Source organism: Sulfuriferula sp. AH1 (assembly GCF_002162035.1).
GTDB lineage: Bacteria > Pseudomonadota > Gammaproteobacteria > Burkholderiales > Sulfuriferulaceae > Sulfuriferula.
The window spans coordinates 254,820-279,972 of sequence record NZ_CP021138.1; the positions used below are offsets into that span (position 1 = coordinate 254,820).

The window sequence follows — 25,153 nt, forward strand, 5'->3', positions numbered from 1 at the left end:
TCCAGCCCCTTAATCGTTATATGCCACCAGGCGTGACAACCAGCCGAATATCATATCCAGCATCATGCCCACTACGCCTATCATGAGCACGGCGAAGATGACATTGGTGAGGCTCAGGTTATTCCATTCATTCCACACGAAGTAGCCGATACCGGTGCCGCCGACCAGCATTTCCGCTGCCACGATCACCAGCCAGGCGATGCCCATGGAAATGCGCATACCGGTCAGAATGGTGGGGGCTGCGGCAGGCAATACCACCAGAAAGGCCTTGCGCAAGGGGCTCACTTCCAGCGTCTTGGCGACGTTCAGCCAGTCGTGCTTGACTGCGGCCACCCCGTAAGCGGTATTAATCAGCATCGGCCACAATGAGCAAATGAAGATGACAAAGATCGCCGAAGCCGAAGAGTCCTTGATGGTGTACAGCGCCAGCGGCATCCACGCTAACGGCGAGATAGGTTTGAGCAACTGGATGTACGGGTCGAGCGCCCGGTGCATAATGGGCGACATCCCTACCAGAAACCCCAGCGGTATCGCCACCAGTGCGGCCAGGCTGAATCCGGCCAGTACCCGCGCCAGTGAATAACCGAGCTGGATGCCGATACCCTTGTCGTTAGGGCCGTGATCGTAGAATGGGTCGGCAAGCTTTTCCCGTAACGTGTGCCCCACTTCAGCCGGTGTCGGCATTCCTGATTTTTTGACGGCGCCGCCGCCCATCAGTGCCGCATATTCGGCATCGGCCTGTGTTGTTACCGCGGTTTGCTGCGGCAACGTCGCCAGATACCAGCCCAGCAACACCATGCCGAAAATCAGCATGGATAGCAGATAAGCACGGAAAGTCAGGGATTTGCTCATGATCATGCCCTGCTGATCTTGAAGGATTTGAGATATTGCTCGGGCTTGGCCGGGTCAAACTCTTTGCCCATGATGGTGTGCTTGCTGTAGTTGCTGGCGGGAGCCGGCAAGCCCATTTCCTTCAGGCGTTTACGCGCATCGGTCGCGAGGAAGACTTCTTCTGCGATTTGCTTGTAATTGATCTCGCCTTTCAGGTAGCCCCAGCGTTTCAGTTGGGTCAGCATCCATACAGCCATCGATTGCCACGGGAACGGATCGAAATCGACGCGATCGGGCACGTTGCGCACTTTGCCCAGGCCGTCGGCAAAGTGTCCGGTCATCACTTGCTCCAGCACCGGGATCGGCTGGTTGAGATAGTTGGCAGGGGCGATGGCCTTGATAATGTCGTTGCGGTTCTCCGGTTTGTGTGCGTATTCGGTAGCGCTGGCAATGGCGCGGAACAGCGCGGCAAAGGTGTTTGGATAATTCTTGGCGAAACCTTCCGATACGCCGAACGCGCAGCAGGGGTGGCCGTCCCAGATATCACGCGACAGGGTGTGGATATAACCGACTTCTTCATATACAGCACGCTGGTTGAACGGCTCGGGTCCGAGGAAGCCGTCGATGTTGCCGGCGCGCAGGTTGGCAACCATATCGGGTGGCGCCATGATGCGCAGTTCCACATCCTTGTCCGGGTCGATGCCGTGTTCGGCGAGGAAGTAGCGCAACAGGAAGTTGTGTATGGAGTAGTCGAACGGGATGCCGAATTTCAAGCCTTTCCACTGTTTCGGATCCAGCTTGTCCTTGTGCTTGACGTGCATGGTAATGGCTTGGCCGTTGATGTTCTCGATGGCGGCCACGTCTACCGGTTGCGCCTGTGAGCCCAATCCCAGGCTGATAGCGAGCGGCATCGGCGAGAGCATGTGCGAAGCATCGTATTCCTTGTTCATCACCTTGTCGCGCACGATGGCCCAACCTGCGGTTTTCAGCAACGACACGTTGAGGCCTTCGCGCGAATAGAATCCCATGGGGCCAGCCATGATGATAGGCGTGGCGCAGGTGATGGGAACGAAGCCGATTTTCAGGTCGGGTTTCTCCAGCGGCGCGCGGTCGGCGGCCAGTGCTTTGGCTGCCGACATCGGGAACAGGGTGGAAATGGCGGCGAAGGCGGTGCTGGCGCCGACGGCGCGGATAAAATTGCGGCGGGTTTCATCATGCGGAAACAGCGCGCGCATCACCGTGGTCTCGACTACCCGGCCGATGCGGGCGTCTTCATCCAGCTGATGTTCGGCCTGGCTGCTGTGGCGGCCGCAACTGCAGCCCTGGCTGGCAAGCTTGACCTTGGGGTCAAATGGATCATCAAAAGCGGACATCGTGTACTCCCTGAGTTAATTAATGTTGCGTATATCTGGTTAACGCCGGTAGTGGCGTCAGCCCAGCGGAAAGCCTTCTTCAATAGGCAAGGCCGGATCGCGCGACCACTCGTTCCATGAACCGAAGTAGATTTTCACGTCGTGGATGCCAGCATCTTTTAATGCCAGGAAGGTATTGGAAGCGCGCGCACCCTTGAAGCAGTAGATATAAACCCGGGAATGCGGCTGGATGCCGACGGTCTGGCATTCCGCAAGCACTTCATCGCGTGCCTTGAATACGCTGCCATCTGCCGCCGGTTTCATCAGCCGGTACCACTCCAGCCATTTGGCGCCGGGGATACGGCCTTTGCGCGGGCAAAAATCCGGTCCGTAAGGCGAAGAACTGGTTGCTATCCACTCATCCACATCGCGCACATCCAGCTTGATGATGGCGGGGTCGTTGACCGCAGCCAGCATCTGGTCTTTGTTGACCATGACCGTGCCTGGTTCGCTGGACAGCGGAAATTGGGCGGGTGTGGGCATGGTGGGCTCGGTAGTGGTGGACAGTCCTGCACCTATCCAGGCCTGGTAGCCGCCGTGCAGCACTTTGGCTTTGGGGTAGCCCAGATACTGGAGCAGGAAATAGCCGCGACAGGATTGGCCGAAGCCGGTATTCATGGTGTCTTCATATACGACAGCGGTCTCGTTGCCGGACAAACCTGCCGCACCAAACGCCTCGGCAAATTTGTGCTGCATGGTTTCCAGGCCTTCATGATCGCTGGTGGAGAGGTAGGTAAATATCTCGCGCAGATTAATTGCACCAGGTATATGCCCCTGGGCATATACGGCTGGATCGCGGGTATCAATCACCACAACAGGCTCGGTCGCCATATCGCGTTGCAGTTGTGCGGGCTCTATCAGTACATGGCTGTTCACAATTTTTCCTTCGATCAAGTTGGTATTGTTTAATTAGCAGCAATCGTGCCAAGCTGACTGATTGCTGATTTCATACGGCTTGCAAAGGTATTGATTATTTTTCACTGATTGGCTCGCCCGATTTTTGCTTACATTGTGTAAACAATTTGTTCAGGAGAAATGTCTGATGGATGCTGTTATCAACCGTACCGAGCCGGAAATTCTGGTGGATGAAGAGTTGCTGGTAATCCGCGAGGCTTCGGCGCTGATGGGCAAAAGCCCGGACCAGCACTATGTCATCCGCGAGATTCTGCATTTGCTGTCCGAGCTGCTCGGGTTGAATCGCGGGCGCGTGGTGTTGCCGGATGCCGAGGGCGGCATGTTGCGCATCGCGCATGCGTACGGTCTGTCGCAGGCGGAGATCAAGCGCGGTCATTTTTTGCCGGGAGAGGGTATTACCGGGCGGGCGATGCAAAGCGGACAGATGGTGATAATCCAGGACATCGACAGCGAGTCCGTATTCCTGTTTCGCACCGTAGCGCGCGAGCAGTTGCCGCATGAAACCGTGTCTTATATTGCAATGCCCATCGAGCAGGGCGGCAAGGTGCTGGGGGTGCTTGGCGTGCACCGTTTGCGTGACCGGCCACGGCCGCTGGCGCGGGATCTGCAAATGCTCAAGATTGCCGCCACGCTGATTGCGCAGGTCATCATGCTCAACCGTTATATCCAGGAGCGCACTGCCCGGCTGGAATCGGAAAATCGCGAGCTGAAATGGGCGCTGAACAAGAACCCGTCCAACCTGGGTTCATTTGGCATCGTCGGCGAATCGATGCCGTTGCGGCGTGCGCTCAAGCAGATCGAGCAGGTTGCGCAAACGGATGCGACCGTGTTGTTATTGGGCGAATCCGGCACCGGAAAGGAGCTGTTTGCGCGTGCTCTGCACCTTTCCAGTGCGCGCCGCGACTTTCCATTCATCAAGGTCAATTGCGGCGCGATTCCGGAAAATCTGTTCGAGTCCGAGCTGTTCGGTTACGAAAAGGGCGCTTTTACCGGTGCCACCACCAGCCGTCCCGGTTACTTCGAGCAGGCGAATAACGGCACTCTGTTCCTGGATGAAATCGGCGACATGCCGCTGGCGATGCAGGTCAAATTGTTGCGGGTATTGCAGGAAAATACCATACAGCGCGTTGGTGCGCGCCGCGAGACCGCGATCAATGTGCGCATCGTCACTGCCACCAATCAGGATTTGCAGCAGTTGGTCAGTCGCGGCAAATTCCGTCTCGACCTGTTCTATCGCATCAACGTGATACCGGTGCGGCTGCCTACCTTGCAGGAACGGCCCGAGGATGTGCGCCATCTGGTGCGCTACTATCTGAACCAGATCAATCAGAGTTATCAGCGCAATGTCAATATCGCACCCGATGCGCTGGAGCAGCTGGCGGCCTACAGCTGGCCTGGCAATGTGCGGCAGTTGCGCAATGTGCTGGAGCGTCTGGCCTTGCTGTCGGAGAACAGATTAATCAGTGCGGCCGAGGCGGCAACGGTGATTGCCAGCGAAAGCGTGAATGGCTCTGCCGGCTATCCGGTTGCCGAACTTGAGGTGCCGTTACCCGGCGGCTTGCGCGCTTACCAGCCGGTACAAAGCAGCGATCGCGCCGGCATTATCCAGACCCTGGCGATATGCAACGGCAATAAATCGCGTGCTGCCCAGCAATTGGGCATGACCTTGCGTCAGCTGAATTACCGTATCCAGCGGTTAGGGATAGTTTGAGTGCGAGTTATGGCTTGTTATACAAATTGTTAACAATCTGTTTGTTTGCAAGCTATGAATAAAACTAGGGTTAATCTAATTTATACATATCAATCATATTGATATATGATTATTATGGTCTTGGCATAGTGCTTGCAATAGTGTCAACGTGTCCAATTGGTCACTTACATTTATTGTCATTGCACAAGGAGCAAATCATGCCGGAAGCCGCCGTACTTAAAATGAATACCGTATTAGCTCCGATCGACAAAGTGGGCCTGGAAGCGCTTGCCGAAAAAGGCAAAGCCAACCCGCAAAATGTCGTCACCCTGAAAACCAAAACCGTATGCGAAGGCAAATTCCGCAATCTGAGCTACGTCCGCAATCTGCCTGCACACGTCATCGATGAACCGCCGCACCTGCTGGGCGACGATACCGCGCCCAACCCTTCCGAAGCCGTATTGGCAACACTTGGCTCCTGCCTGTCGGTTGGCCTGCATGCCAACGCCGTAGCGCGCGGCATCACCCTGAGCAAAATCGAGCTGGAACTGGAAGGCGACATCAACGTGACCGCGGTATGGGGCGTCGGCGATCTGTCCGCCAGCAAAGTGCTCGGCTTTACCGACATCCGCGTCAAGATTCACCTGGAAGGCAATGCCAGCCGCAGCGAACTGGAAGATCTGGTCGCGCACGCCAACCATTGGTCGCCTGTCGCCAATACCATGCGTAATCCGGTCGGTGTCACGGTCGTTTTGGCTTGATTGAGGACGGCTGTCCGCTTGCGGCGGCCTGGCACTGAACAAGGAGTTATCATGCAAGTCGAAATGTTAAAACCAGAGCCGGAAGCCGAAAGTGCAGAATCGCTGCCCGGCATCAACGAGCTGATCCGTACCCATTTGTGTCCGCATGTGGTCAACATCGATCTCAAGGGCGAATACCCCGGCGAGTTCCTGCACCGGCTGGGCGCGATCGGCGGTTTTGGCGCGATGGTTGCGCCGCAATCCGGCGGTACCGGTTATGGCCTCAAGAACGCGATCCGGGTGATCGAGGATGTGTCGCGCGAATGCGTATCCACCGGCTTTCTGGTGTGGGCGCAACAAGCCTGCGCCTGGTATCTGCAGAACAGCAGCAATCTGTCCATCCGCCGCGACGTGCTGCCGCTGATCGCCAAAGGCACTGCGCTCGGCGGCACCGGGCAGTCCAATGCGATGAAATCCTGCGTTGCCATCGAAGACAACCGGCTCACTGCCCAGCGGGTTGAAGGCGGGTATCAGGTGAACGGCACGCTGCCCTGGGTATCCAATATCGGCATCGATCATTATTTCCATGTCGGCATCGACGTCGCAAATGAACCCGGCTTGATGATTGCCTTGGTCAAGGGCAGTCATCCCGGATTGACTCTCAACCAGAACGCGCACTTTATTGCGATGGAAGGCACCAATACCTTCGCCTGCCATTTCAAGGATGTGTTTATCGCCAATGATGCCGTGGTATCACACCCCAGCGAATTCGTGCAGTTCCGTTCACGTACCAAAGCGGCGTTTATCCTGATGCAGATGGGCATGGGGCTGGGCCTGGTCGATGCCTGCGTGAACATGATGAAGCGTTCCAATAAAACGCACGGTCACGTGAACCGGTTTCTCGACGATCAGGCCGAGGATGTTGAAACCGCATTGTTTGAGGCGCGTACGGCGTGCTACCGCCTGGCTGATAAGATCGATGCCATGCCCGAAGCCAATCACGAACGCGAAACGCTCGCCATTCGTCTGGCCGGTAGTGAACTGGCGCTGAAGGCCGCCAACTCCGCCATGCTGCATCTCGGTGCCAAAGGTTATCTGGTCGGCAATGCCGCCCAGCGCCGGGTACGCGAAGCCTATTTTATTGCGATTGTGACGCCGGCGATCAAACACCTGCGCAAGGAATTGCACGATATCGATACCGGCAGCTGCACCTGCAGTGCCTGAACAGGAAGGGAAAGTAATGCTCACGTTTATTGTTAATCTGGATGTAGATACCACAGTCGCCAAACTCAGCGAGGCTATACAGGCCGTACCGATGGGGCTGGTCGCGCATATCAACGGCCAGGCCAATGCCGCCAGGCGTGGCCTGATCGTTCCTGCCGACCAGATCCTGGAGGTATTCCGCCCCGATTTCGCGATCCGCGTGTGGCAGGCCGACAAGCGCGCGGGAATTGACATCCCGTTGCGCATCCACGTGTATGAAGCGGAAGGCAAGACCCGTGTCGCCATGCGCAGCCCGGCCGAGGTGTTTGCGCCGTACGGCAACGCCGGGCTGGACAAACTGGCAGGCGAACTGGCGCCTATTTTCGACACCATTCTAGCCAGTCTCACGCCTTACAAGGAGGCATCATGAATATCTGTACTGAAGTATTAACGCGCAAATGGATCTGCATGATCTGCGATTTTGTTTACGACGAAGCGCTCGGCATCCCCGACGAAGGCATCGCGCCGGGTACGCGCTTTGAAGATATCCCGGAGAGCTGGGTATGCACCGATTGCGGCGTCACCAAAAGTGACTTCGAGCTGATTGGGGAGTGATCGCTCCCGGCTCCTTGCGGCCTGTGGCGGGTGATGCTGTGGGCTGCAAGTAATATGCAAAACCGAATGAAAAGATAGGGTTACCGATAATTTTATTACTTGCTGGCGCATTGCTTGAGTGCATTGCGGGCAGCAGCAATTGTTTTATAGTTGTTAGGATTGCCTAGGCAGCTGTCGTCTTGTTCGATTTGCAACTTGCCGTTTTGGTCGCTAAAACGAAGCAGGAATGTGGTAATAAATTCCGGTGGGGCGTAGCGCGGGTCGGCAGGTTCATTGCTGTCGCTGTAGCCTAATGTGATTAACATGGCATCAGGGATTACTTTGGCAACGGACATGGCTTTGACATTTTGACAAAACGGTTTGCCAATGAGCTGTTCTTTGCGCCGGTTGATATTGAGGGGGGTAACTGTTACCAGCGACAGGTCGGAATTGAACATGAAAAGATGACATACCCAATTACGTTCGCGTATCCAGTCACAGTGGTGATCAAGCGGATTAAGAGGATCCGGTTTGCAATCTTCAAGCGGTGTAGCGTCGGGAACAAAAGATGCGATATTGGATAGATAATTGAGGCTATTAAACGTCCAATTAAAATTGGAACCCTCATAATAGGTAAAGGTTCCCTTTGGGGCGTGGTTGGGAAAAGCTGCTGAATGACTGTTCCCATAAGGCCTAACAATCTTTTCGAATAAGGGTTCCAGTGCGGCATGAGCTGCTTTTGGAGTAACTAATGTATTCAGTGTAAGTTCGGCATGAGCACTCAGCGGCATGAGTATAAACAAGGTGCTGATGTATGAGGCAAAGAGCCATAGTTTTTTCATGATGATATTTCAGTCTCAGGTAAATGCAGCATAAGCCAGCTTTGTATTATTGCGACGGTTAATAACCGGGCTTTTCGCGGATGGGTTTTTCTTGTACTTGGCCAGTTCGCCAGCATTCACGATGTGCGTCACGGCATCAACAGCGCTGTCATTAATGCCGCCATCGGCGGCTTGCCAACATTGATTGACAAGCTAGAACACTACCGCTGAGCGCACGGCATAAGGCATTTCGCTGACTTTGTCAGGGCTGGCGACGAAGTCAACAGACATCCCCCATAATTCCTTGTGGTTGGTTCTGAAGGCATCATAGTTATCTCGACCAGTTATTTGCTTCATCCCACGGCCTCGAAATCTCCATCCATCTCCGGGTTCTGTATTACCTAGATGTTTTGAATCAGGTGGCCCGTAAACTTTGTTGGCAATTGCTTCCTGATTCGCTTTGCGTGTGGGCGACCTTCCATCTTGCAATGCTTCGTTGGGATGATTTTTGTAATAACTGCCGAAGGTCGCTTTTAATCCCTTTGCGTCATAATTCAAGCTCTCAGCTGCACCAGATAATAATGCTCCCGCCTCCTGCTTCACCTGTCCAAAGAAATGTGCTTGACGAACGGGGGTATCCAGCTTGTATTTTGGCAGATCTGTGTTTAGTTCATCAACGACCTCTTGCAAGTGCTGGTCGGTCGAGTTGCCCTTATGGTTTTTAGGGAAGATTTTTCTTAATTTCCCAACTGTAATCTCCTCTGGCACAGGCCGTTTTGGCTTAGCCTGTGGTTGTCCATTTTCATTATTTGTTTGATCTGGCTTAATACCCTGTGGGTCAGTTGGTGATGGCCCGTGGGGCAGTGCAGGCGCGGGTTTATCTGGGCGCCTGTTAGGTTGCGTATTAGGCAACTTGTCCGTCCTGCCGGGTACCTTAAATGTTTTGAGCATCTTGCGTACTAGCTTCTTGCGTCTCGGTTCGGCTACAACGTCGTCTAGTTTTTTATAGGCTTTTGCCTGGCGTGACCAGACGAAGGTCTGAATGGGGTTGAAACTGGTTGGTATCAGTTCAATGCAGTAGTTTTCTGCAGAGGTGACTCCGCTTTTTTCGTGGCTGTCATATTTGATCTTGTACTTGATACCATCCATGCCTTCCAGATACCGGTTCACGAAGCAGATCATGACTGTGCCCGGCTTGTTCGGATGACCGAACACGTCATCCAGAAAATCCTCCCATAAACTCATGCTGCGCCCTCGGGGGTGATCTGGTTGGTAGTTAACGGGGATATATGCTGGAATAGGTCACTGCAGCAATAAACAATTAGTCCGGCTAGCTTACGGCTGCGGATGAAGGAGAAATTAGTCATGGAAATCAATTTGGTATGGTTGTGGGTTAATTGAAACTGTTTTATTGTTATGAATGGATAGTAACGTTGTAGGAATAAAGCTGTCAATTTGCTTGTGCCGCTGCAGCTTGGCTGACTCGGTATAATTAATCGTCCAGGCCAAGGTCTTTCTTTACTTGCTTGGTAGAGTAGACCTTTTCTTCCCCTTTACGGATACGTTCCATCTTTGCATTGGCTAAATAGTAGTCTTCCAGATCAGCAAGAGCATTTGCGATCAGCTCTCGCAGAAAATAGGCTTTGGTGCGGCCGGTTTGTGCGGCCAGATAGTCCAGTCGTTGCTCGGTCGCCGGATCAAGTCTGATTGAAGTGGCCATCTCATGGTCTCCTTGTGAATACTTGTATTCATTGCATCATGCGAAACCGAAATCCGCGTTCGCAATTCATAAAAAAAGCGCCCCGATCCTGTGATCAAGGCGCTCTTTTATTGAACCATGTCGAAATCGTCAATGCGCAGCAGGACGCATCTTCGTCAGTCCGGCATCAATCGCGGCATCCAGATAGCCCCCGTAGTAGTCTTCCGGACCTAGCCCGACCAGCGGGTCGCCGGCGGGCATCCCGTCAGGGGTGAATACGATGATGGTAGGTGTGAGTTTTATTTTCATCAGTGCGGCGTACTGCTGGCTGGTAATCTGTTTGCCGTCAAAACCGATCAGCGGCTTGTCGCTGCTGATTTCAACTCGCCGGATCAGTACTTTCTTGGCGGAATCCGGGTTGTGCTGCATGGGGATGAGGTAATCCTTCATGACGCGTTCGCAATAGCCGCAATCCAGGCTGGTGAAAATAATCAGTACCGGCACGCCTTTTTGTCGCGCAAGTTGCGCGTCGGCATGCAGATTCTTTGCGAAACTGACGATATTCGGGTTCGCCACGGCCAGGCCGGACAACATCCAGATACATAACGCGAATAGACCTGATCGAATATATTTCATCATTACTCCAGAGCGTTGAATGCTTAGCGGTGAAATACGTATTTTAGGTTAAAATACTATCTAAGTACTGATTCTACCGACAGGTTATATTTTGCTAAATAGTCCAAATCTCCCCCTTCCGTCCAAATTGGTCATTGCGTCGCGCGAAAGTGCGCTGGCGATGTGGCAGGCCGAATACATATCTGCTCGTTTGCGCGAGCTTTATCCACAAATGACCGTGCAGATACTGGGCATGACCACGCAGGGCGACCAGATCCTGGACGTGTCGCTGAGCAAGATCGGTGGCAAGGGCCTGTTCGTCAAGGAGCTGGAAACCGCCATGCTGGAAGGGCGCGCCGATATCGCAGTGCATTCGATGAAAGACGTGCCGATGAATCTGCCGCAAGGCTTTACGCTGGCGGCAATCGGCGAGCGCGAGGATCCGCGCGATGCGCTGGTGTCCAATCATTACGACAACCTGGAGGCGTTGCCGCACGGTGCGCGCGTCGGCACTTCCAGCCTGCGCCGCGAAAGCCAGTTGCGCGCGCGTTTCCCGCATCTGGTCATCGAAGCTTTGCGCGGTAATGTGCAGACGCGTTTGCGCAAGCTTGACGAAGGCCAGTACGACGCGATCATTCTGGCTGCAGCCGGCCTGAAACGTCTGGGTCTGGCAGCGCGCATCCGTACCGAGCTGCCGCCGGAACAGAGTCTGCCTGCAGTGGGTCAGGGTGCGTTGGGCATCGAATGCCTGACAACGCGTACCGATCTCATTGCGCTGCTCTCTCCGCTGAACGATGCGGACACTGCCGACTGCGTGCGTGCCGAGCGCGGCATGAGTCGGGCATTGGGTGGCAGCTGCCAGGTGCCGCTGGGCGGTTACGCCGAAATCGTGAATGATGTAATCAGCCTGCGCGGTTTTGTCGCCGAGATCGACGGTAGCCGCATCATCAGCGGCAGCGTCAGCGGTGCGCGCGAACAGGCCGAAGCGCTGGGTACGACGCTGGCCGAGCAGCTTGTTGCGCAAGGTGCAGGCAGGATACTGGCGGAGCTGGCATTATGAGCGGCGGATTAGACGGCAAAGGCATTCTGGTCACGCGTCCGGCGCATCAGGCGGTCGAACTGGCGGAACGCATCATTGCCGCGAATGGCAAGCCGGTGATGTTCCCGGTACTGGAGATTCTGGATACGGCCGATCTGGCGCCGTTGTACGACCTGATCGACCGGCTGGACGAAGTGGACATGGCGATCTTCATCAGCCCCAATGCCGTCAACAAGGCGATGAACCTGATCAAGTCGCGGCGCGAACTGCCTGCGCATCTGCAGATTGCCGCTATCGGCCGCGGCAGCAGCCGCGAACTCAAGCATTTCGGTATCGAGAAGATCGTCGCGCCGACTGCGCGTTTCGATAGCGAGAATCTGCTGGAAATGCCTGAATTGCAGGATGTGGCCGGCAAGCATATCGTGATCTTCCGCGGCGACGGCGGCCGCGAGATACTGGGCGACACGCTCACTGCGCGCGGCGCAAAGATCGAATACGCCGAATGTTACCGGCGCAGCCGCCCCGACGTGAACGCAGGCAATCTGCTGCGCCAATGGTCGCGTAACGAAATCAATGCGGTGACCATCACCAGCTCCGAAGGCTTGCGCAATCTGTATGACATGCTGGGCAAGCTCGGGCGGCAATGGCTCAAATCCACGCCGGTGTTCGTGCCGCATGAGCGCATACTCGGAGTTGCGCAGGAACTGGGGCTGGAACACGGTATTCTGACCGAACCCGGCGATGAAGGCCTGATTGCCGGTATGACTGAGTGGTTTGCGGAACAGCATGAATGAACTCGACGACAAGCCGGATCTGCTCGACAGACTCGGCGATTATCTGAATCCGGCGCTGATTTTCGCGCTGCTGGCATTCGGCTTTGCCGGCTGGCAGTGGTGGCAGACGCGTAATGAGTTCAATGCGATGCGCCAGGAGCTTAGTCAGCGCCTGACTCGCGCCAGCGATGTCGCGCAGGAAAGCCGCGTGCTCAGCCGGCAGACCGCCGACAATAGTCGGGATATGGCGTTACGGCTGGGTGAGATACAGGCCAGGCTTGCCGATTCGCAAAATCAGCAGATGGCGCTGGAAGCGCTCTATCGCGATATGTCCAAAAGCCGGGACGACTGGACTCTGGCCGATATCGAGCAGGTGATATTGACGGCCAACCAGCAGCTGCAGCTTGCCGGTAACGTCAAGGCCGCGATTATCGCCTTGCAAAATGCGGACGCGCGCCTGCAGTCGCTTAACAAGCCGCAGTTCACCGGTTTGCGCCGTGCGCTGAATAATGACATCCAGCGCCTGCAAAGTCTGCCGCAGGTGGATACGGTCGGTATCACGCTGAATCTGGACAACCTGATCGCTCAGGTCGACCAGTTGCCGTTATCCAGCGATCATGAGATTCCGGTCAAAGCGCCGGGCCTGCCCAAGCTGGCGCCAGTCGATGCGGCCGGTCGTTTCAGTCAGGAAATGTGGCAAGATCTCAAAGGGCTGGTGCAAGTCCGTCGCCTTGATACCCCGGATGCGGCATTGCTTGCGCCGGAGCAAAGTTATTTCCTGCGGCAGAATCTGAAATTGCGTTTGCTGACCGCCAGAATCGCATTGCTGGCGCACGATGAGACCAGTTACAAGATGGATCTGGAAGCTGCCAAAACCTGGCTGACCCGTTATTTCAATGTGCGCGATAGCCGTACCGCAAATGCCGTCAAGCAAACCAACAGGCTGATCAATAGTTCGATCAGCATCCAGTTACCGACGCTGACAGAGAGCATCACGGCATTGCAAAAAAGCAGTCGTCTGGGACGGGTGCATTAATGCGCGTGCTGATCTGGATATTGCTGATCTTCACGCTGGCGGTGGGCTTCACGCTAGCTGGCAAATTCGACCCCGGCTATGCCGTGCTGGTTTATCCGCCGTATCGCATCGAATTATCGCTGACCTTGCTGCTGGTGATATTGCTGGGCTTGCTCGTCATCGCCGATATCTTTGTCCGTGTGGCCAATGCTACGCTCAGTTTGCCCCAGCAGGTGCGCGAATTTCGTTTGCAGCAGCGCCAGCAGCATGAACAGGCCGTGTTGATGAAGGCGATTACCGAATATCTGGAACAGCGTTATCCGCAAGCCGAAGCCGCTGCCCAGCAGGCGATCGATTTGAATGCCTCGGTGCATCTGGCGGCACTCATTGCTGCCCGCGCGGCTGAGGCGCAGCACGCCCTCGAGCGCCGCGACAAATATCTGGTCGTGGCAGGTCAGCATAAGACTGCCCTGGTCAAGGTCAAGGCGCTTCCGTAATTCCCCAGCCGGATTATTTTTGCGTCAGCATCGCCTTGATGTTGGCCAGTCGGGCATTGCCCTGCTGGCGCTGTTCTGCCGGGTCGGCATCCTGCCCGGACAGGCGGATATCCTCATTGGAAATTTCGGCAATAAAGCGCGAGGGTTCGCAGCTTTGCAGTTCGCCGGCGCGTTTGCGGCGTTTGCAGTAGCTGATGGTGAGCGAGCGCTGTGCGCGAGTGATGGCGACGTACATCAGGCGGCGTTCTTCTTCCAGCGTGCCGTTCTCTACTGATTCGCGGTGCGGTAAAATATCCTCTTCTGCGCCCACCAGAAATACATGGCCGAATTCCAGCCCTTTCGCGGCATGGATGGTGGACAGGCGCACGGCGTCTATTTCGTCCTCGCTGCGATTTTCCAGCAGCGTGATCAGCGCGATGGTTTGCGTCAGCTCGATCAGGTTCTTGTCGTCAGCCTCGCCTTTCTTGCTCAGCCAGCCGACAAATTCCTGCACGTTGGTCCATTTGGTCTGTGCCGCACGGGTTTCGTCATTGTCGAAGATATACACCTCGTAATCGATGGCTTTGAGCAGATCCGCCATGATTTCGCTGACCGGGGTGTTGCGTACCCTGGCTTCCAGTGCGTTGATGTATTGGCAGAACGTCAGCAGCGGTTCGAGTTGGCGTTCGCTGACGCGGGTCTGGAAGCCGGCTTCGAAGGCGGCCTCGAACAGACTGATCTTGCGCTGGCCGGCGTATTCGCCGAGCTTTTCCAGCGTGGTCGGGCCGATGCCGCGTTTGGGCGTGGTGGCGGCGCGGATGAAAGCCGGGTCGTCGTCGCTGTTGGTGAGCAGGCGCATGTAGGCGATCAGGTCCTTGATCTCGGCCTTGTCGAAGAACGATTGCCCGCCCGACATTACGTATGGCGCTTTTTCGTTGCGCAGCATCTGCTCGAATACACGCGCCTGATGATTGCCGCGATAAAGAATGGCGTAGTCGCCGTAGCGCGTGCGGTGCTCGAATTTGTGCGCGAGCAGGCGCATTACCACGTTCTGCGCTTCCTCGTTTTCGTCTTTCGCCGCGAGCACCTGTAGCGGGTCGCCGTTGCCGTGCTCGCTCCATAATTGCTTGTCGTAGAGGCGGGTGTTGTTGGCGATGACGCTGTTGGCCGCGCGCAGTATGCGTACGGTGGAGCGATAATTCTGTGTCAGCTGGATGACTTTGAGACGCGGATAATCGTCATGTAACTGGTGTAGATTCTTGACATCGGCACCGCGCCAGCCGTAAATGGCCTGATCATCGTCACCTACCGCAGTAAACGCGCCGGACACGCCGCACAGTTGTTTAACGATCTGGTACTGGCAGGCATTGGTATCCTGATATTCGTCGATGAGCAGGTAGCGCAGCTTCTTGCGCCATTTTTCCAGCATCTCGGCGTCAGAGGCGAACAGCTCGGCGGGCAGGCGGATGAGGTCGTCGAAGTCCAGCGCCTGATAGGCTTTGAGCGTGTCCTGATAGCGCTGGTAGATCTTGGCATAAGTGGCGTCGATATCGGTTTCGGCCGTACTGATGGCGGCATCGGGCGACACCAGTGCGTTTTTCCATGCCGAGATGCGCCACTGTACGCGGCGGATCTCCTGTTTGTCAGTGGATTTCAATATCTCGTTGACAATCTGCATGGCATCGGCAGAATCGAGGATGGAAAATTGCGGTTTGTAAGCTAAACGATGCGCTTCCTGGCGCATAATCTGTACGCCGAGCGCGTGAAATGTACAGACAGTCAGGCCCTTGGCCGGTTTGTCCTGCATCAGCTTGCTGACCCGCTCCTGCATTTCGCGTGCGGCCTTGTTGGTAAAGGTGATCGCGGCGATATGGTTGGGCGCGTAGCCGCATTCCTCGATGAGGTAGGTGATCTTTTGGGTAATGACGCGCGTTTTGCCCGAACCTGCACCCGCCAGAACCAGAAGAGGGCCATCGAGATATTTGACAGCTTCGCGTTGCGGGGCGTTAAGATGAGACAGCATAAATAGACGACAGCTAATTTGGATGGATATTTTAACATGAGCACTTACGCCATCGGAGATTTACAGGGATGTTTCGACGCATTGCAAAAACTGCTGGCGCATATTGCGTATGATCCGGCGGTGGACCGGATCTATCTGCTGGGCGATCTGGTGAATCGCGGTGCGGATTCGTTGGCGGTGTTGCGTTGGGCGCGCACGCATGACATTAATGCGATTCTGGGCAATCACGACCTGCATTTGCTGGCGGTGTCGGAAGGTTACGCGACGCCGCATATAGGCGACACGCTGCAAGGCATACTCACCGCACCGGATCGGGAAGAGCTGCTGAGCTGGCTGCGCCACCTGCCTCTGGCGACCAGCGCTGCGGGTTATTTGCTGGTGCATGCAGGCCTATTGCCGCAATGGTCGCCGGCCAAGGCGCTGGCATTGGCGGCCGAGGTGGAAGCCGTCTTGCGTGGCCCGGATTACCGGGATTTCCTGCGCGAGATGTATGGCAACAAGCCCGCCAGCTGGCATGACGATCTGCAAGGTGTCGAGCGGCTGCGGGTGGTTACCAATGCGATGACCCGGCTGCGTTTTTGTACCCCGGAAGGCGAGATGGAATTCAAAGCCAAGGGTGATCCGGCGCATCCGCCAGCGGGATGCTTGCCCTGGTTCCATGTGCCGAATCGGCAAAGCGCTGGCTCACCTATCGTATTCGGGCACTGGTCGGCGCTGGGTTTGCATGTCGAAAGCGACAGTATCGCGCTGGATACCGGCTGTCTGTGGGGTGGGCAGCTTACTGCGCTGCGTCTTGAAGATCGCCAGGTAATTCAGGTGGAATGCGCGGGGCTGGCAGGCACAATGCATTGGCAATAGCGGCTTCGCTGGCGATGGCAAGGTCGCGGCGATGCTGGCCCTGATAGGGAATAGCCGGGCAGAAGTTGACGCTGGCGGTGATGCGTGGCTGTATCATCACATGCCAGATCGAAGACAGAAAACCCATGTCGTCTACCCAGATCGCGGCGCGATGGTCGTAACTCAGGGCAACCGGATAGCAATCAGCCGCCGTGCTTACGGCCACCTGGAACAGGCCAGGTTTGAACGGCAATAATCTTGTGCCGTCGCTGGTGGTCGATTCCGGAAACATGCCCACCGCACTGCCGTCAGTAAGATGCGACACGAATGCCTGAGCGACGTCAGCCAGATCGCGCTGGCGCTCGCGCTTGATGAAGATCGTCCCGGCCTGTGCAGCCAGCCAGCCGAATACCGGCCAGCGCCGGATCTCGGCCTTGGCGACAAAATGCACCGGATAGCACGCGATCAGCAAAAACGGATCCGCCCACGACACATGATTGGCCACTATCAAGGCCGCACCGGTCGGCGGTGTACCAGTGACATGCAGGCGTATGCCCAAAGTGCGCAACATCAGCTTCGACCAGCGTTGAGTGATGCTGCCGCGCTGCCTTTGTCCCAGCCAGGGGAACACGAATGCCAGTGTGGCGAGTCCGCCGATTACGATTGTGAGAAAAGCCAGCGCACGCAACGGGCGCACGCAACAGGCGGTAAAATAACGGGTAAATAGCATGTACCGGATTTTACCGGATTGCGGTGCGGATGCGGCAATATCGTGCATGAGGTTGGTGGTTGGTGAGCGTTATTCTTGGTCCACGAAAAGCACGAAAAACACGAAAATAGCCAGAACCAAAATTAAATGCATTTTTTCGATAATGGAAGTGATTTTTTCGTGCCTTTCGCGTGTTTCGTGAACCTGTCATTTATGCCTTGTTCATGAAATGGCGCGCATAGTGTTCATTCATCTGCTTGACCGACAGCAGCATCATGAAATCGGCGCAGTTGAATTCCGCATCCCAGGCCGGCTCGCCGCAGATGTAAGCGCCTACTCGCAAATAGCCCTTGATCAGCGACGGGGTCATTACTTTCAGGTCGTGTTGCAGACGCTCCAGCGGTAACGGCGTACGCGGGAACACGCGCCATTCGACCGGACTCAATACTTCGCCTGCCAGTTTCCTGTACAGGCTGGCAGCCGTATGGCCGCCATCGCTCATGCTGACGCTGGCGCAGCCGATCAGATAATCGTAATCGCGCTGGCGCAAGTAATCCGCCAGCCCCGACCACAGCAAGGTGATTACCGCGCCGCCGCGATAATCGGGGTGCACGCAGGAGCGGCCGATCTCTACCATGCCCGGGCGCAGATGGGTAAGGCGGGTGAGGTCGAATTCCTGTTCGGAATAATAGCCTCCGATTTGCGCGGCGCGCTCCGGCGGCAGGATGCGGTAAGTACCCACTACCTCGCCAGTGCCAGTATCGCGTACGATGAGGTGATCGCACACCGCGTCAAATTCGTCCTGATCCAGGCCGCTGGCGGCGGATATCAGTTGCGCGCCCATTTCCTCGGCGAATACTTTATAGCGCAAGCGCTGCGCTTCCCGCACTTCGCTATTATCGTGAGCCAGCGTGACTGCCAGGGTATTGCGTGCACGCGGCTGGGCTAAGGCGTGTTGTTCAAGCATGTCGTGCTCCATTGATTTGATGTCTGAAACGTTACAGTAATCAATCAAGGTGACGCGACGATGAAAACTGCGTTACAAATTGGCGACAATGGGTGAGATGCGGGGGCGGTATACAGGAAATAAATCGGGTAAATTGGGGGGCTCAGATTTCAGCAAATTATTTGTATGCTATATAGTGCCGCTGAGTTTGTAACTCAGTAAATCCAACTATTCAATATCTGCCGCGCCGCATCAATTACCTCCGAGGCAGTCAGTCCGATCGGCCCTATCCCTCGCTGCACCAGGTCATCAGCGGCTGCGCCATGCAGATAGACCGCCAGTAGCGTGGCCTGTTGCGGACTTAGTTGCTGGGCGATAAACGCGGCTATCGTGCCTGACAGGACATCCCCCGTCCCGGCGCTGCTTAAGCCGGAGTTGCCGGTGGGGTTGATGAACCAGCGCCTGTCCGGTAACGCACAGACGGTGCCGGCGCCTTTGAGCACGATAATGCTGCGGAAACGCTCGGCCATCATTTGCGCCGCGTCCATCCTGTCATGCTGTATCGCATCGACGCCGTATCCCATGAGCCTGGCAGCTTCGCCCGGATGCGGCGTGAGGATGCTGGGTGCGGGGCGATGGCGTAATTGCTGGCGCAGTTCGTGGTGAATGGCGAGCAGGTTCAGCGCATCGGCATCGAGTATCAGCGGCAGGTCGCTTGCCAGCGCGTGCTGCAGCCAGCGCATGGCGTCATTGGCATGTCCCAGGCCCGGGCCGACGACCACTGCGGACAGATTGGCCAGTTCGAACATTTGCGCCGGCGTGCGCAGCATGAGTTCGGGTTGCTGCAGGTCGACGCTGGGTGCATCGTCCGCCAGCAGCGCGACATAAACCCGGCCTGCGCCGCATTTCAGTGCCGCGCGTCCGGCGAGCAGCGCCGCGCCGATCATACTGGCAGCGCCGCCGAGGATGCCGATGCTGCCGAACATGCCTTTGTGGCAGTCGGGCGGCCGCGGTTTCAGCGGCGCAGTGACGAACTGCTGATTCAGTATGTGGTCTTGCAGAACGGCGGCTTCTATGACGGCACTCCTTGCGTTGGCCAGGCTATGGGTAGGCTAAGCGCCAGGCTATGGCTTCATGCGCCCTGAGCGGAATCAGCTGCTCGTTGCCGATGCTGATATGTGCCGGTGCAATCCAGCTTTCCTTTGCCAGGGTAATGCTTCCGGTATTGCGTGACAGACCGTAGAAATCAGCGCCGAAATGGCTGGCAAAACCTTCCAGTTTGTCGAGCGCGCCGGCGGCTTCAAATGCCTCGGCGTAAAGTTCGATGGCGGCATGTGCGGTATAGATGCCGGCACAGCCGCAGGTGGCTTCCTTGGCGCTGCGGGCATGAGGTGCGCTGTCCGTGCCGAGGAAGAATTTGGGGTTGCCGCTGGTGGCGGCCTGTACCAGCGCCAGCCTGTGCTGTTCGCGTTTGAGGATGGGCAGGCAGTAATAATGCGGGCGGATGCCGCCCTGGAACATGGCGTTGCGGTTGTACAGCAGGTGATGCGCGGTGATGGTGGCGGCGATGTTGGCCGGTGCTGCGCTGACAAAGGCCGCGCCCTGTGCGGTGGTGATGTGTTCGAGCACGATTTTCAGCGCGGGAAAGGCGCGGGTGAGCGGGATCAGATGGCGCTCGATGAAAACCGCTTCGCGGTCGAAGATATCGACGCCGGGGTCGGTGACTTCACCGTGGATCAGCAGCGGCATGCCATGTTTTTCCATCTCGGCGATGACGGCGTAGCCGTTGGTGAGCGCGGTCAGGCCCATGTCGGAATTGGTGGTGGCGCCGGCCGGATAGTATTTCACCGCATGCACGATGCCGCTGGCCTTGGCGCGGGCGATTTCTGCCGGGTCGGTGTTATTGGTCAGATACAGCGTCATCAATGGCTCGAACTGCATGCCTGCAGGCAGCGCGGCGAGGATACGTTCGTAGTAGGCGCGGGCATCGCCGGTCGTGCGTATCGGCGGTCTGAGGTTGGGCATGACGATGGCGCGAGCGAAACGCTGAGCGGTGTCAGGCAGGATGGCTTGCAGAATTTCGCCGTCGCGCAAGTGCAAATGCCAGTCGTCCGGGCGGCTGAGGGTGAGTTGGGTCATGAGACGTCCTTTGCAGCGGTGTCGTCGCGCATGTCCAGCGCGAGCTTGTAGCAGGTGTTTTTCTTGATGCCGGTGAGCCGGGCGGCGATATGCGCGGCCTGTTTCAGCGGCAGTTCTTCCAGCAGTATCGTCAGGGTGTCGCGCAGCTGGCGCTGGTCTTCATCACTTGCCGCGACGCTGGCGCCTTCGACGATGAGCACGAATTCGCCTTTTTGCCGGTTGGGGTCGGCCGCCAGCCAGGCGCCGGCCTTGGCCAGCGGCAGGTTGTGAATGGCCTCGAATAGCTTGGTGAGTTCGCGGGCGAAGGTGATGCGGCGCTCGCCGCCGAGGACCGCAGCCAGGTCTTCGACGCATTCGGTAATGCGGTGCGGCGCTTCATAGAAAATCAGCGCGTAGGGCAGCGCCGCCAGGGTTTGCAGTGCGGTGCGGCGATGGCTGGCCTTGGCCGGAAGAAAACCGTAAAACAGCCAGTGCGGTGCGACGATACCTGCCGCCGATAACGCGCAGATCACCGCGCTGGCGCCGGGTACGGGCACGACACGGATGCCGGCTTCGTGCGCCGCAGCGACCAGCAAGGTGCCGGGGTCGCTGATCGCCGGCGTGCCGGCGTCGGTGATGATGGCGACATTTTTGCCGGATTGCAGGTCGGCGATGAGGCGGGGCGAGGCTTGCAGTTCGTTGTGTTCGTGCAGCGCGACGAATTTGGCGGCGATGCCGAGGCGGGAAAGCAGTTGTCCACTGTGCCGGGTGTCTTCCGCAGCCACCAGATCCACCGATTTCAACACCTCCAGCGCGCGCTGGGTGATATCGCCTAAATTCCCGATGGGCGTGGCGACGACATATAATGAACCGGGTGGCGTATGCATGGTTTCATTTTAGCATAGGAATATAGGATGGTTTCTCGTGGTGCGGCAGCAGAACAGATGGCGGCGGATTATCTTGCAAGGCAGGGCCTGACGCTGGTCGAGCGCAATTTTCGCTGCCGTCTGGGCGAGATCGATCTGATCATGCGCGACGGGCAGACGCTGGTATTCGTCGAAGTGCGCCAGCGCGCGAGCCGGCAGTTTGGCGGCGCTGCTGCCAGCATCGATAGCCGCAAGCAGCAAAAACTGGTGGCGACGGCGCAGCTCTATCTGGCGAAATTAGGCAAAATGCCGCCCTGCCGTTTCGATGCGGTGCTGATGCAAGGCCAGAGCGTACAATGGATACGGGATGCTTTCGGCGCCTAGAGCTATTGCCTTATGGCATAATTGACGTCTTGTCTAATCAAGGATCGGCGGCTATGGATTTAACCCCTCACATTACCGAACTATTCAATGACAGTGCGCGTCTAAAATTGGATGCAGCAACCAGACTGGCGCCGGCAATCGCTGCTGCAGTGGAATTAATGAGTCAGAGCCTGCTGGCCGACGGCAAGATACTTACTTGCGGCAACGGCGGTTCAGCTGCTGATGCGCAGCATTTCGCGTCGGAACTCATCAACCGTTTCGAGATGGAGCGCCCGGGGTTGGCGGCGATCGCACTGACTACGGACAGCTCGATTTTGACTTCGATTGCCAACGACTACGACTACAGTGTGGTTTTTTCCAAGCAAGTCACCGCATTGGGACACGCCGGGGACGTATTGCTGGCGATTTCTACCAGCGGCAATTCGCGTAATGTTGTCGAAGCGGTAGCGGCAGCGCATGGCCGCGATATGCGGGTAGTGGCGTTGACAGGTGACGGCGGCGGTCTGATCGGCGAATTGCTCAACGACGAAGATGTGCATATCTGCGTGCCGTCGATGAGTACGGCGCGGATACAGGAAGTGCATTTACTCACCATACATTGTTTATGTGATGGTATAGACAGAATAATTTTAGGAGTTGAATGATGATGCGTAAAACAGTAGTGATAGCCGCTTTGGGTATGGCGTTGTTGCAGTTGCAGGGTTGCGTGCCGCTGGTGGCGACAGGTGCCGGTGCCGGGGCGTTGATGGCAAATGACCGGCGTACTTCCGGCGCCTATATCGAGGATCAGGAAATCGAATTGCGTACCGCCAACCGGATAGGCGGTGCGTTCCCGTCCGATTACGTGCACGTCAATGTCACCAGTTACAACCGCGCCGTGCTGCTGACCGGTGAAGTGCCGGATGATGTGACCAAGCAGAAGATCACCGACATCGCCAAAACCGTCGGCAATGTCAAAGGCGTGACCAATGAACTGATGGTTGCGCCGCCGGCGCTGCTGTCGGCACGTACCAACGATGCCTATATCACGACGAAAGTGAAAACCCGGTTCATCGATGCCAAGCGTTTCCCGATTACCGCGGTCAAAGTGGTGACGGAGAATGGCGTGGTGTATTTACTGGGGCTGGTCACCCGGCAGGAAGGCAATGACGCTGCCGAGATCGCCAGCACTACTGCCGGTGTAAAGAAGGTCGTGAAGATGTTCGAATACGTCGAGCTGGTGCCTAACGCTAACTAACTGAAGGCCCTGATGTCTGAATATACTCCGCCGGAGTTCGAGGCCAAAGTGGTCATGCCAGCCACGCTGCATGCGCGGCTGGTCGAGTTGTCGCGGCCGCTGGTATTCACCAACGGCTGTTTCGACATCCTGCATCGCGGCCATGCGACTTACCTTGCGCAAGCGCGGGCGCTGGGCGCGGCGCTGGTGGTCGGCGTGAATTCCGATGCTTCGGTGCGGCGCCAGGGCAAAGGCGGGGACAGGCCGATCAACCCGTTGGAAAATCGCATGGCGGTGCTGGCCGCGCTGGCGGCTGTGGACATGGTAGTGGCATTCGACGAGGATACGCCGCTGAATCTGATCCGCTCGATACACCCGGATATTCTGGTCAAGGGCGGCGATTGGGCGGTTAGCGCGATGGTCGGCAGCGACGACGTGCTGGGCTGGGGCGGCAAGGTATATTCCATCCCGTTCCAGCATGCGACCTCGACGACCGCAATGCTGACAAAAATAAGGAAAACGGATTGAAGTATAAGGACCTGCGCGATTTTATCGAGCAACTGGAAAAAATCGGTGAACTGAAACGCATCAAGACTCCGGTCGATCCGGTGCTGGAAATGACGGAAATCTGCGACCGGGTATTGAAGGCCGGAGGCCCCGCGCTGCTGTTCGAGAATCCGGTCGGCCACACCATGCCGGTACTGGCTAACCTGTTCGGCACGCCGCGTCGCGTGGCGCTGGGGATGGGCGAGGACAACGTCGAAGCGCTGCGTGAAGTCGGCAGGCTGCTGGCGTTCCTGAAAGAGCCGGAGCCGCCCAAAGGCCTGAAAGACGCCTGGGACAAGCTGCCGGTGTTCAAGCAGGTGTTGAACATGGCACCGAAAGAAGTCAGTCATGCGCCATGCCAGGATATCGTATGGGAAGGCAAGGACGTCAATCTGGGACGTCTGCCAATCCAGACTTGCTGGCCGGGTGATGCCGGGCCGCTGATCACCTGGGGTCTGGTGGTGACACGCGGGCCGCACAAGAAACGCCAGAATCTGGGCATTTACCGCCAGCAGGTCATCGCGCCGAACAAGGTCATCATGCGCTGGCTCGCACATCGCGGCGGCGCGCTGGATTTCCGCGAATTCCAGCAGCAGAACCCCGGTCAACCTTATCCGGTGGCTGTTGCGCTGGGCGCCGATCCGGCGACGATACTGGGTGCGGTGACGCCGATACCCGATTCGCTGTCTGAATACCAGTTCGCCGGGCTGTTGCGCGGTGCCAAGACCGAAGTGGTGAAATGTCTGGGCAGCGATCTGCAAGTGCCGGCCAGTGCCGAAATCGTGCTCGAGGGCGTGATCCACCCCGGCGAAATGGCGCCGGAAGGGCCGTTTGGTGACCATACCGGTTACTACAACGAAGTTGACAGTTTTCCGGTGTTCACCATCGAGCGCATCACCATGCGCCGCGATCCGATCTATCACAGCACCTATACCGGCAAGCCGCCGGATGAGCCGGCTGTACTTGGCGTAGCGCTGAACGAGGTGTTCGTGCCGCTGCTGCAAAAGCAGTTCACCGAAATCGTCGATTTCTATCTGCCGCCGGAAGGCTGCTCGTACCGGCTGGCAGTGGTCAGTATCAAGAAATCCTACCCCGGCCACGCCAAGCGCGTGATGTTCGGTATCTGGAGTTTCCTGCGCCAGTTCATGTACACCAAATTCATCGTGGTGGTGGACGACGACGTCAACATTCGCGACTGGAAGGAAGTGATCTGGGCGATCACCACGCGCATGGACCCGGTGCGCGACACCTTGCTGGTGGAAAATATGCCGATCGACTACCTTGATTTCGCCAGTCCGGTATCCGGCCTGGGTGGCAAGATGGGCATGGACGCGACTAATAAATGGCCGGGCGAGACCACCCGTGAATGGGGCACGCCTATCGTCATGAGCGATGCAGTGAAACAGCGCATCGATGCGATGTGGCAGGAATTGGGGCTGTAATTGCCGCAGGCCGGTAATCAAGTAATGCCATGAAGCAGGAATCCAGCCGCGTAGCCTCGCCTTGTGTGCGCAATTGCTGTCTCAACGAGGACGATGTCTGTTTGGGATGCTTCCGTTCCCTTGCGGAAATTCTGCAATGGAGCGAAGCCGATGATGAACTGCGGCAGCGGTTTTTACGCAACGCAGCGCAACGGCGCGAGGCTCATGCGGTCACCTGGAAGAGATAATGTGTCGCGGTGCGAG

The 25,153-nt window shown here is 56.8% G+C and carries 29 protein-coding genes; 16 read left to right on the forward strand and 13 right to left on the reverse strand.

The annotated features are described in order from the left end of the window. Window positions 1–9: 9 nt before the first annotated feature. From ntrB to CAP31_RS01360, 3 genes are read right to left on the reverse strand one after another with little or no spacing between them, the layout of a single operon-like run. Window positions 10–852, reverse strand: a complete 843-nt coding sequence (gene ntrB, locus CAP31_RS01350) for a nitrate ABC transporter permease (RefSeq protein ID WP_223247320.1) — start codon at window positions 850–852, stop codon at window positions 10–12. Window positions 853–854: 2 nt separating this feature from the next. Beyond that, window positions 855–2,204 carry a CmpA/NrtA family ABC transporter substrate-binding protein gene (locus CAP31_RS01355; RefSeq protein WP_087445893.1) on the reverse strand — a complete coding sequence of 450 codons (1,350 nt, stop codon included), beginning with the start codon at window positions 2,202–2,204 and terminating at the stop codon, window positions 855–857. 57 nt (window positions 2,205–2,261) lie between these two features. Next, window positions 2,262–3,119: a sulfurtransferase gene (locus CAP31_RS01360; RefSeq protein WP_087445894.1), complete on the reverse strand. Its 858-nt coding sequence runs from the start codon at window positions 3,117–3,119 to the stop codon at window positions 2,262–2,264. 166 nt (window positions 3,120–3,285) lie between these two features. On the opposite strand from CAP31_RS01360, the gene CAP31_RS01365 reads away from it, so the two are divergent. The 5 genes from CAP31_RS01365 (at window position 3,286) to CAP31_RS01385 (ending at window position 7,406) form a co-directional block, all read left to right on the forward strand. Further along, window positions 3,286–4,869 (forward strand): sigma-54-dependent Fis family transcriptional regulator, encoded by a 1,584-nt coding sequence (locus tag CAP31_RS01365; protein WP_087445895.1) that lies wholly within the window; start codon window positions 3,286–3,288, stop codon window positions 4,867–4,869. Window positions 4,870–5,066: 197 nt separating this feature from the next. Continuing rightward, entirely contained in the window at window positions 5,067–5,609 is a 543-nt protein-coding gene (locus CAP31_RS01370) for an OsmC family protein (RefSeq protein ID WP_087445896.1), read from the forward strand. A gap of 51 nt (window positions 5,610–5,660) precedes the next feature. Further along, complete coding sequence (locus CAP31_RS01375) at window positions 5,661–6,812, forward strand: acyl-CoA dehydrogenase family protein (RefSeq protein WP_223247321.1); 1,152 nt, start codon at window positions 5,661–5,663, stop codon at window positions 6,810–6,812. A 16-nt stretch (window positions 6,813–6,828) separates the two neighbouring features. After that, window positions 6,829–7,221: a DUF302 domain-containing protein gene (locus CAP31_RS01380; RefSeq protein ID WP_087448200.1), complete on the forward strand. Its 393-nt coding sequence runs from the start codon at window positions 6,829–6,831 to the stop codon at window positions 7,219–7,221. After that, complete coding sequence (locus CAP31_RS01385) at window positions 7,218–7,406, forward strand: rubredoxin (RefSeq protein ID WP_087445897.1); 189 nt, start codon at window positions 7,218–7,220, stop codon at window positions 7,404–7,406. Before CAP31_RS01380 ends, CAP31_RS01385 begins: the two co-directional genes overlap by 4 nt. 95 nt (window positions 7,407–7,501) lie before the next feature. On the opposite strand, the gene CAP31_RS14715 is transcribed toward CAP31_RS01385, so the two are convergent. From CAP31_RS14715 to CAP31_RS01405, 4 genes are all read right to left on the reverse strand, one after another. Beyond that, entirely contained in the window at window positions 7,502–8,227 is a 726-nt protein-coding gene (locus CAP31_RS14715; RefSeq protein WP_157662623.1) for a hypothetical protein, read from the reverse strand. 192 nt (window positions 8,228–8,419) lie between these two features. After that, window positions 8,420–9,451, reverse strand: a complete 1,032-nt coding sequence (locus CAP31_RS01395; RefSeq protein ID WP_087445899.1) for a hypothetical protein — start codon at window positions 9,449–9,451, stop codon at window positions 8,420–8,422. 247 nt (window positions 9,452–9,698) lie between these two features. After that, window positions 9,699–9,926, reverse strand: a complete 228-nt coding sequence (locus tag CAP31_RS01400) for a DUF6290 family protein (RefSeq protein WP_087445900.1) — start codon at window positions 9,924–9,926, stop codon at window positions 9,699–9,701. A 129-nt stretch (window positions 9,927–10,055) separates the two neighbouring features. Then, a complete protein-coding gene (locus CAP31_RS01405; RefSeq protein WP_087445901.1) occupies window positions 10,056–10,544 on the reverse strand; it encodes a thioredoxin family protein in 489 nt (162 codons plus the stop codon). Window positions 10,545–10,632: 88 nt separating this feature from the next. Here CAP31_RS01405 and hemC point away from each other — a divergent pair, with 88 nt between their 5' ends. Genes hemC through CAP31_RS01425 form a run of 4 tightly spaced genes read left to right on the forward strand, consistent with a single transcriptional unit; the run spans window position 10,633 to window position 13,844 of the window. Further along, window positions 10,633–11,580: a hydroxymethylbilane synthase gene (gene hemC / locus CAP31_RS01410; protein ID WP_087445902.1), complete on the forward strand. Its 948-nt coding sequence runs from the start codon at window positions 10,633–10,635 to the stop codon at window positions 11,578–11,580. Then, entirely contained in the window at window positions 11,577–12,353 is a 777-nt protein-coding gene (locus tag CAP31_RS01415; RefSeq protein WP_087445903.1) for a uroporphyrinogen-III synthase, read from the forward strand. The genes hemC and CAP31_RS01415 overlap by 4 nt, the downstream gene beginning before the upstream one ends. Next, window positions 12,346–13,368, forward strand: a complete 1,023-nt coding sequence (locus CAP31_RS01420; protein WP_087445904.1) for a uroporphyrinogen-III C-methyltransferase — start codon at window positions 12,346–12,348, stop codon at window positions 13,366–13,368. Before CAP31_RS01415 ends, CAP31_RS01420 begins: the two co-directional genes overlap by 8 nt. Beyond that, window positions 13,368–13,844 (forward strand): heme biosynthesis HemY N-terminal domain-containing protein, encoded by a 477-nt coding sequence (locus CAP31_RS01425; RefSeq protein ID WP_087445905.1) that lies wholly within the window; start codon window positions 13,368–13,370, stop codon window positions 13,842–13,844. The genes CAP31_RS01420 and CAP31_RS01425 overlap by 1 nt, the downstream gene beginning before the upstream one ends. A gap of 13 nt (window positions 13,845–13,857) precedes the next feature. On the opposite strand, the gene CAP31_RS01430 is transcribed toward CAP31_RS01425, so the two are convergent. Continuing rightward, complete coding sequence (locus tag CAP31_RS01430) at window positions 13,858–15,846, reverse strand: UvrD-helicase domain-containing protein (RefSeq protein WP_087445906.1); 1,989 nt, start codon at window positions 15,844–15,846, stop codon at window positions 13,858–13,860. Between the two features lie 36 nt (window positions 15,847–15,882). Between CAP31_RS01430 and CAP31_RS01435 the strand changes: the two genes are divergently transcribed. Next, window positions 15,883–16,704 (forward strand): symmetrical bis(5'-nucleosyl)-tetraphosphatase, encoded by an 822-nt coding sequence (locus CAP31_RS01435; RefSeq protein ID WP_087445907.1) that lies wholly within the window; start codon window positions 15,883–15,885, stop codon window positions 16,702–16,704. Here CAP31_RS01435 and CAP31_RS01440 read toward each other — a convergent pair. The 5 genes from CAP31_RS01440 to rsmI form a co-directional block, all read right to left on the reverse strand. Beyond that, complete coding sequence (locus CAP31_RS01440; RefSeq protein ID WP_087445908.1) at window positions 16,625–17,461, reverse strand: 1-acyl-sn-glycerol-3-phosphate acyltransferase; 837 nt, start codon at window positions 17,459–17,461, stop codon at window positions 16,625–16,627. The two genes, CAP31_RS01435 and CAP31_RS01440, sit on opposite strands and share 80 nt — an antisense overlap. A 142-nt stretch (window positions 17,462–17,603) precedes the next feature. Beyond that, a complete protein-coding gene (locus CAP31_RS01445) occupies window positions 17,604–18,359 on the reverse strand; it encodes a GNAT family N-acetyltransferase (RefSeq protein WP_087445909.1) in 756 nt (251 codons plus the stop codon). Window positions 18,360–18,553: 194 nt separating this feature from the next. Continuing rightward, on the reverse strand, window positions 18,554–19,438 hold the full coding sequence (locus tag CAP31_RS01450; RefSeq protein WP_369802462.1) for an NAD(P)H-hydrate dehydratase: 885 nt from the start codon (window positions 19,436–19,438) through the stop codon (window positions 18,554–18,556). A gap of 1 nt (window position 19,439) precedes the next feature. Next, on the reverse strand, window positions 19,440–20,477 hold the full coding sequence (gene pyrC, locus CAP31_RS01455; RefSeq protein ID WP_087445911.1) for a dihydroorotase: 1,038 nt from the start codon (window positions 20,475–20,477) through the stop codon (window positions 19,440–19,442). After that, entirely contained in the window at window positions 20,474–21,343 is an 870-nt protein-coding gene (rsmI, locus tag CAP31_RS01460) for a 16S rRNA (cytidine(1402)-2'-O)-methyltransferase (protein WP_087445912.1), read from the reverse strand. Before rsmI ends, pyrC begins: the two co-directional genes overlap by 4 nt. Before the next feature lie 27 nt (window positions 21,344–21,370). Between rsmI and CAP31_RS01465 the strand changes: the two genes are divergently transcribed. From CAP31_RS01465 to CAP31_RS01490, 6 genes are read left to right on the forward strand one after another with little or no spacing between them, the layout of a single operon-like run. Further along, the gene (locus tag CAP31_RS01465) at window positions 21,371–21,706 is read left to right on the forward strand and encodes a YraN family protein (RefSeq protein WP_087445913.1); all 336 of its coding nucleotides are present in this window, start codon (window positions 21,371–21,373) and stop codon (window positions 21,704–21,706) included. 53 nt (window positions 21,707–21,759) lie between these two features. Continuing rightward, entirely contained in the window at window positions 21,760–22,350 is a 591-nt protein-coding gene (locus CAP31_RS01470) for a phosphoheptose isomerase (protein WP_087445914.1), read from the forward strand. Further along, complete coding sequence (locus tag CAP31_RS01475; RefSeq protein ID WP_223247322.1) at window positions 22,347–22,943, forward strand: BON domain-containing protein; 597 nt, start codon at window positions 22,347–22,349, stop codon at window positions 22,941–22,943. The genes CAP31_RS01470 and CAP31_RS01475 overlap by 4 nt, the downstream gene beginning before the upstream one ends. A gap of 12 nt (window positions 22,944–22,955) precedes the next feature. Continuing rightward, complete coding sequence (rfaE2, locus tag CAP31_RS01480) at window positions 22,956–23,450, forward strand: D-glycero-beta-D-manno-heptose 1-phosphate adenylyltransferase (RefSeq protein ID WP_087445915.1); 495 nt, start codon at window positions 22,956–22,958, stop codon at window positions 23,448–23,450. After that, a complete protein-coding gene (gene ubiD, locus CAP31_RS01485) occupies window positions 23,447–24,910 on the forward strand; it encodes a 4-hydroxy-3-polyprenylbenzoate decarboxylase (RefSeq protein WP_087445916.1) in 1,464 nt (487 codons plus the stop codon). The genes rfaE2 and ubiD overlap by 4 nt, the downstream gene beginning before the upstream one ends. Before the next feature lie 29 nt (window positions 24,911–24,939). Further along, the gene (locus tag CAP31_RS01490; RefSeq protein WP_087445917.1) at window positions 24,940–25,137 is read left to right on the forward strand and encodes a DUF1289 domain-containing protein; all 198 of its coding nucleotides are present in this window, start codon (window positions 24,940–24,942) and stop codon (window positions 25,135–25,137) included. Window positions 25,138–25,153: the final 16 nt, after the last annotated feature.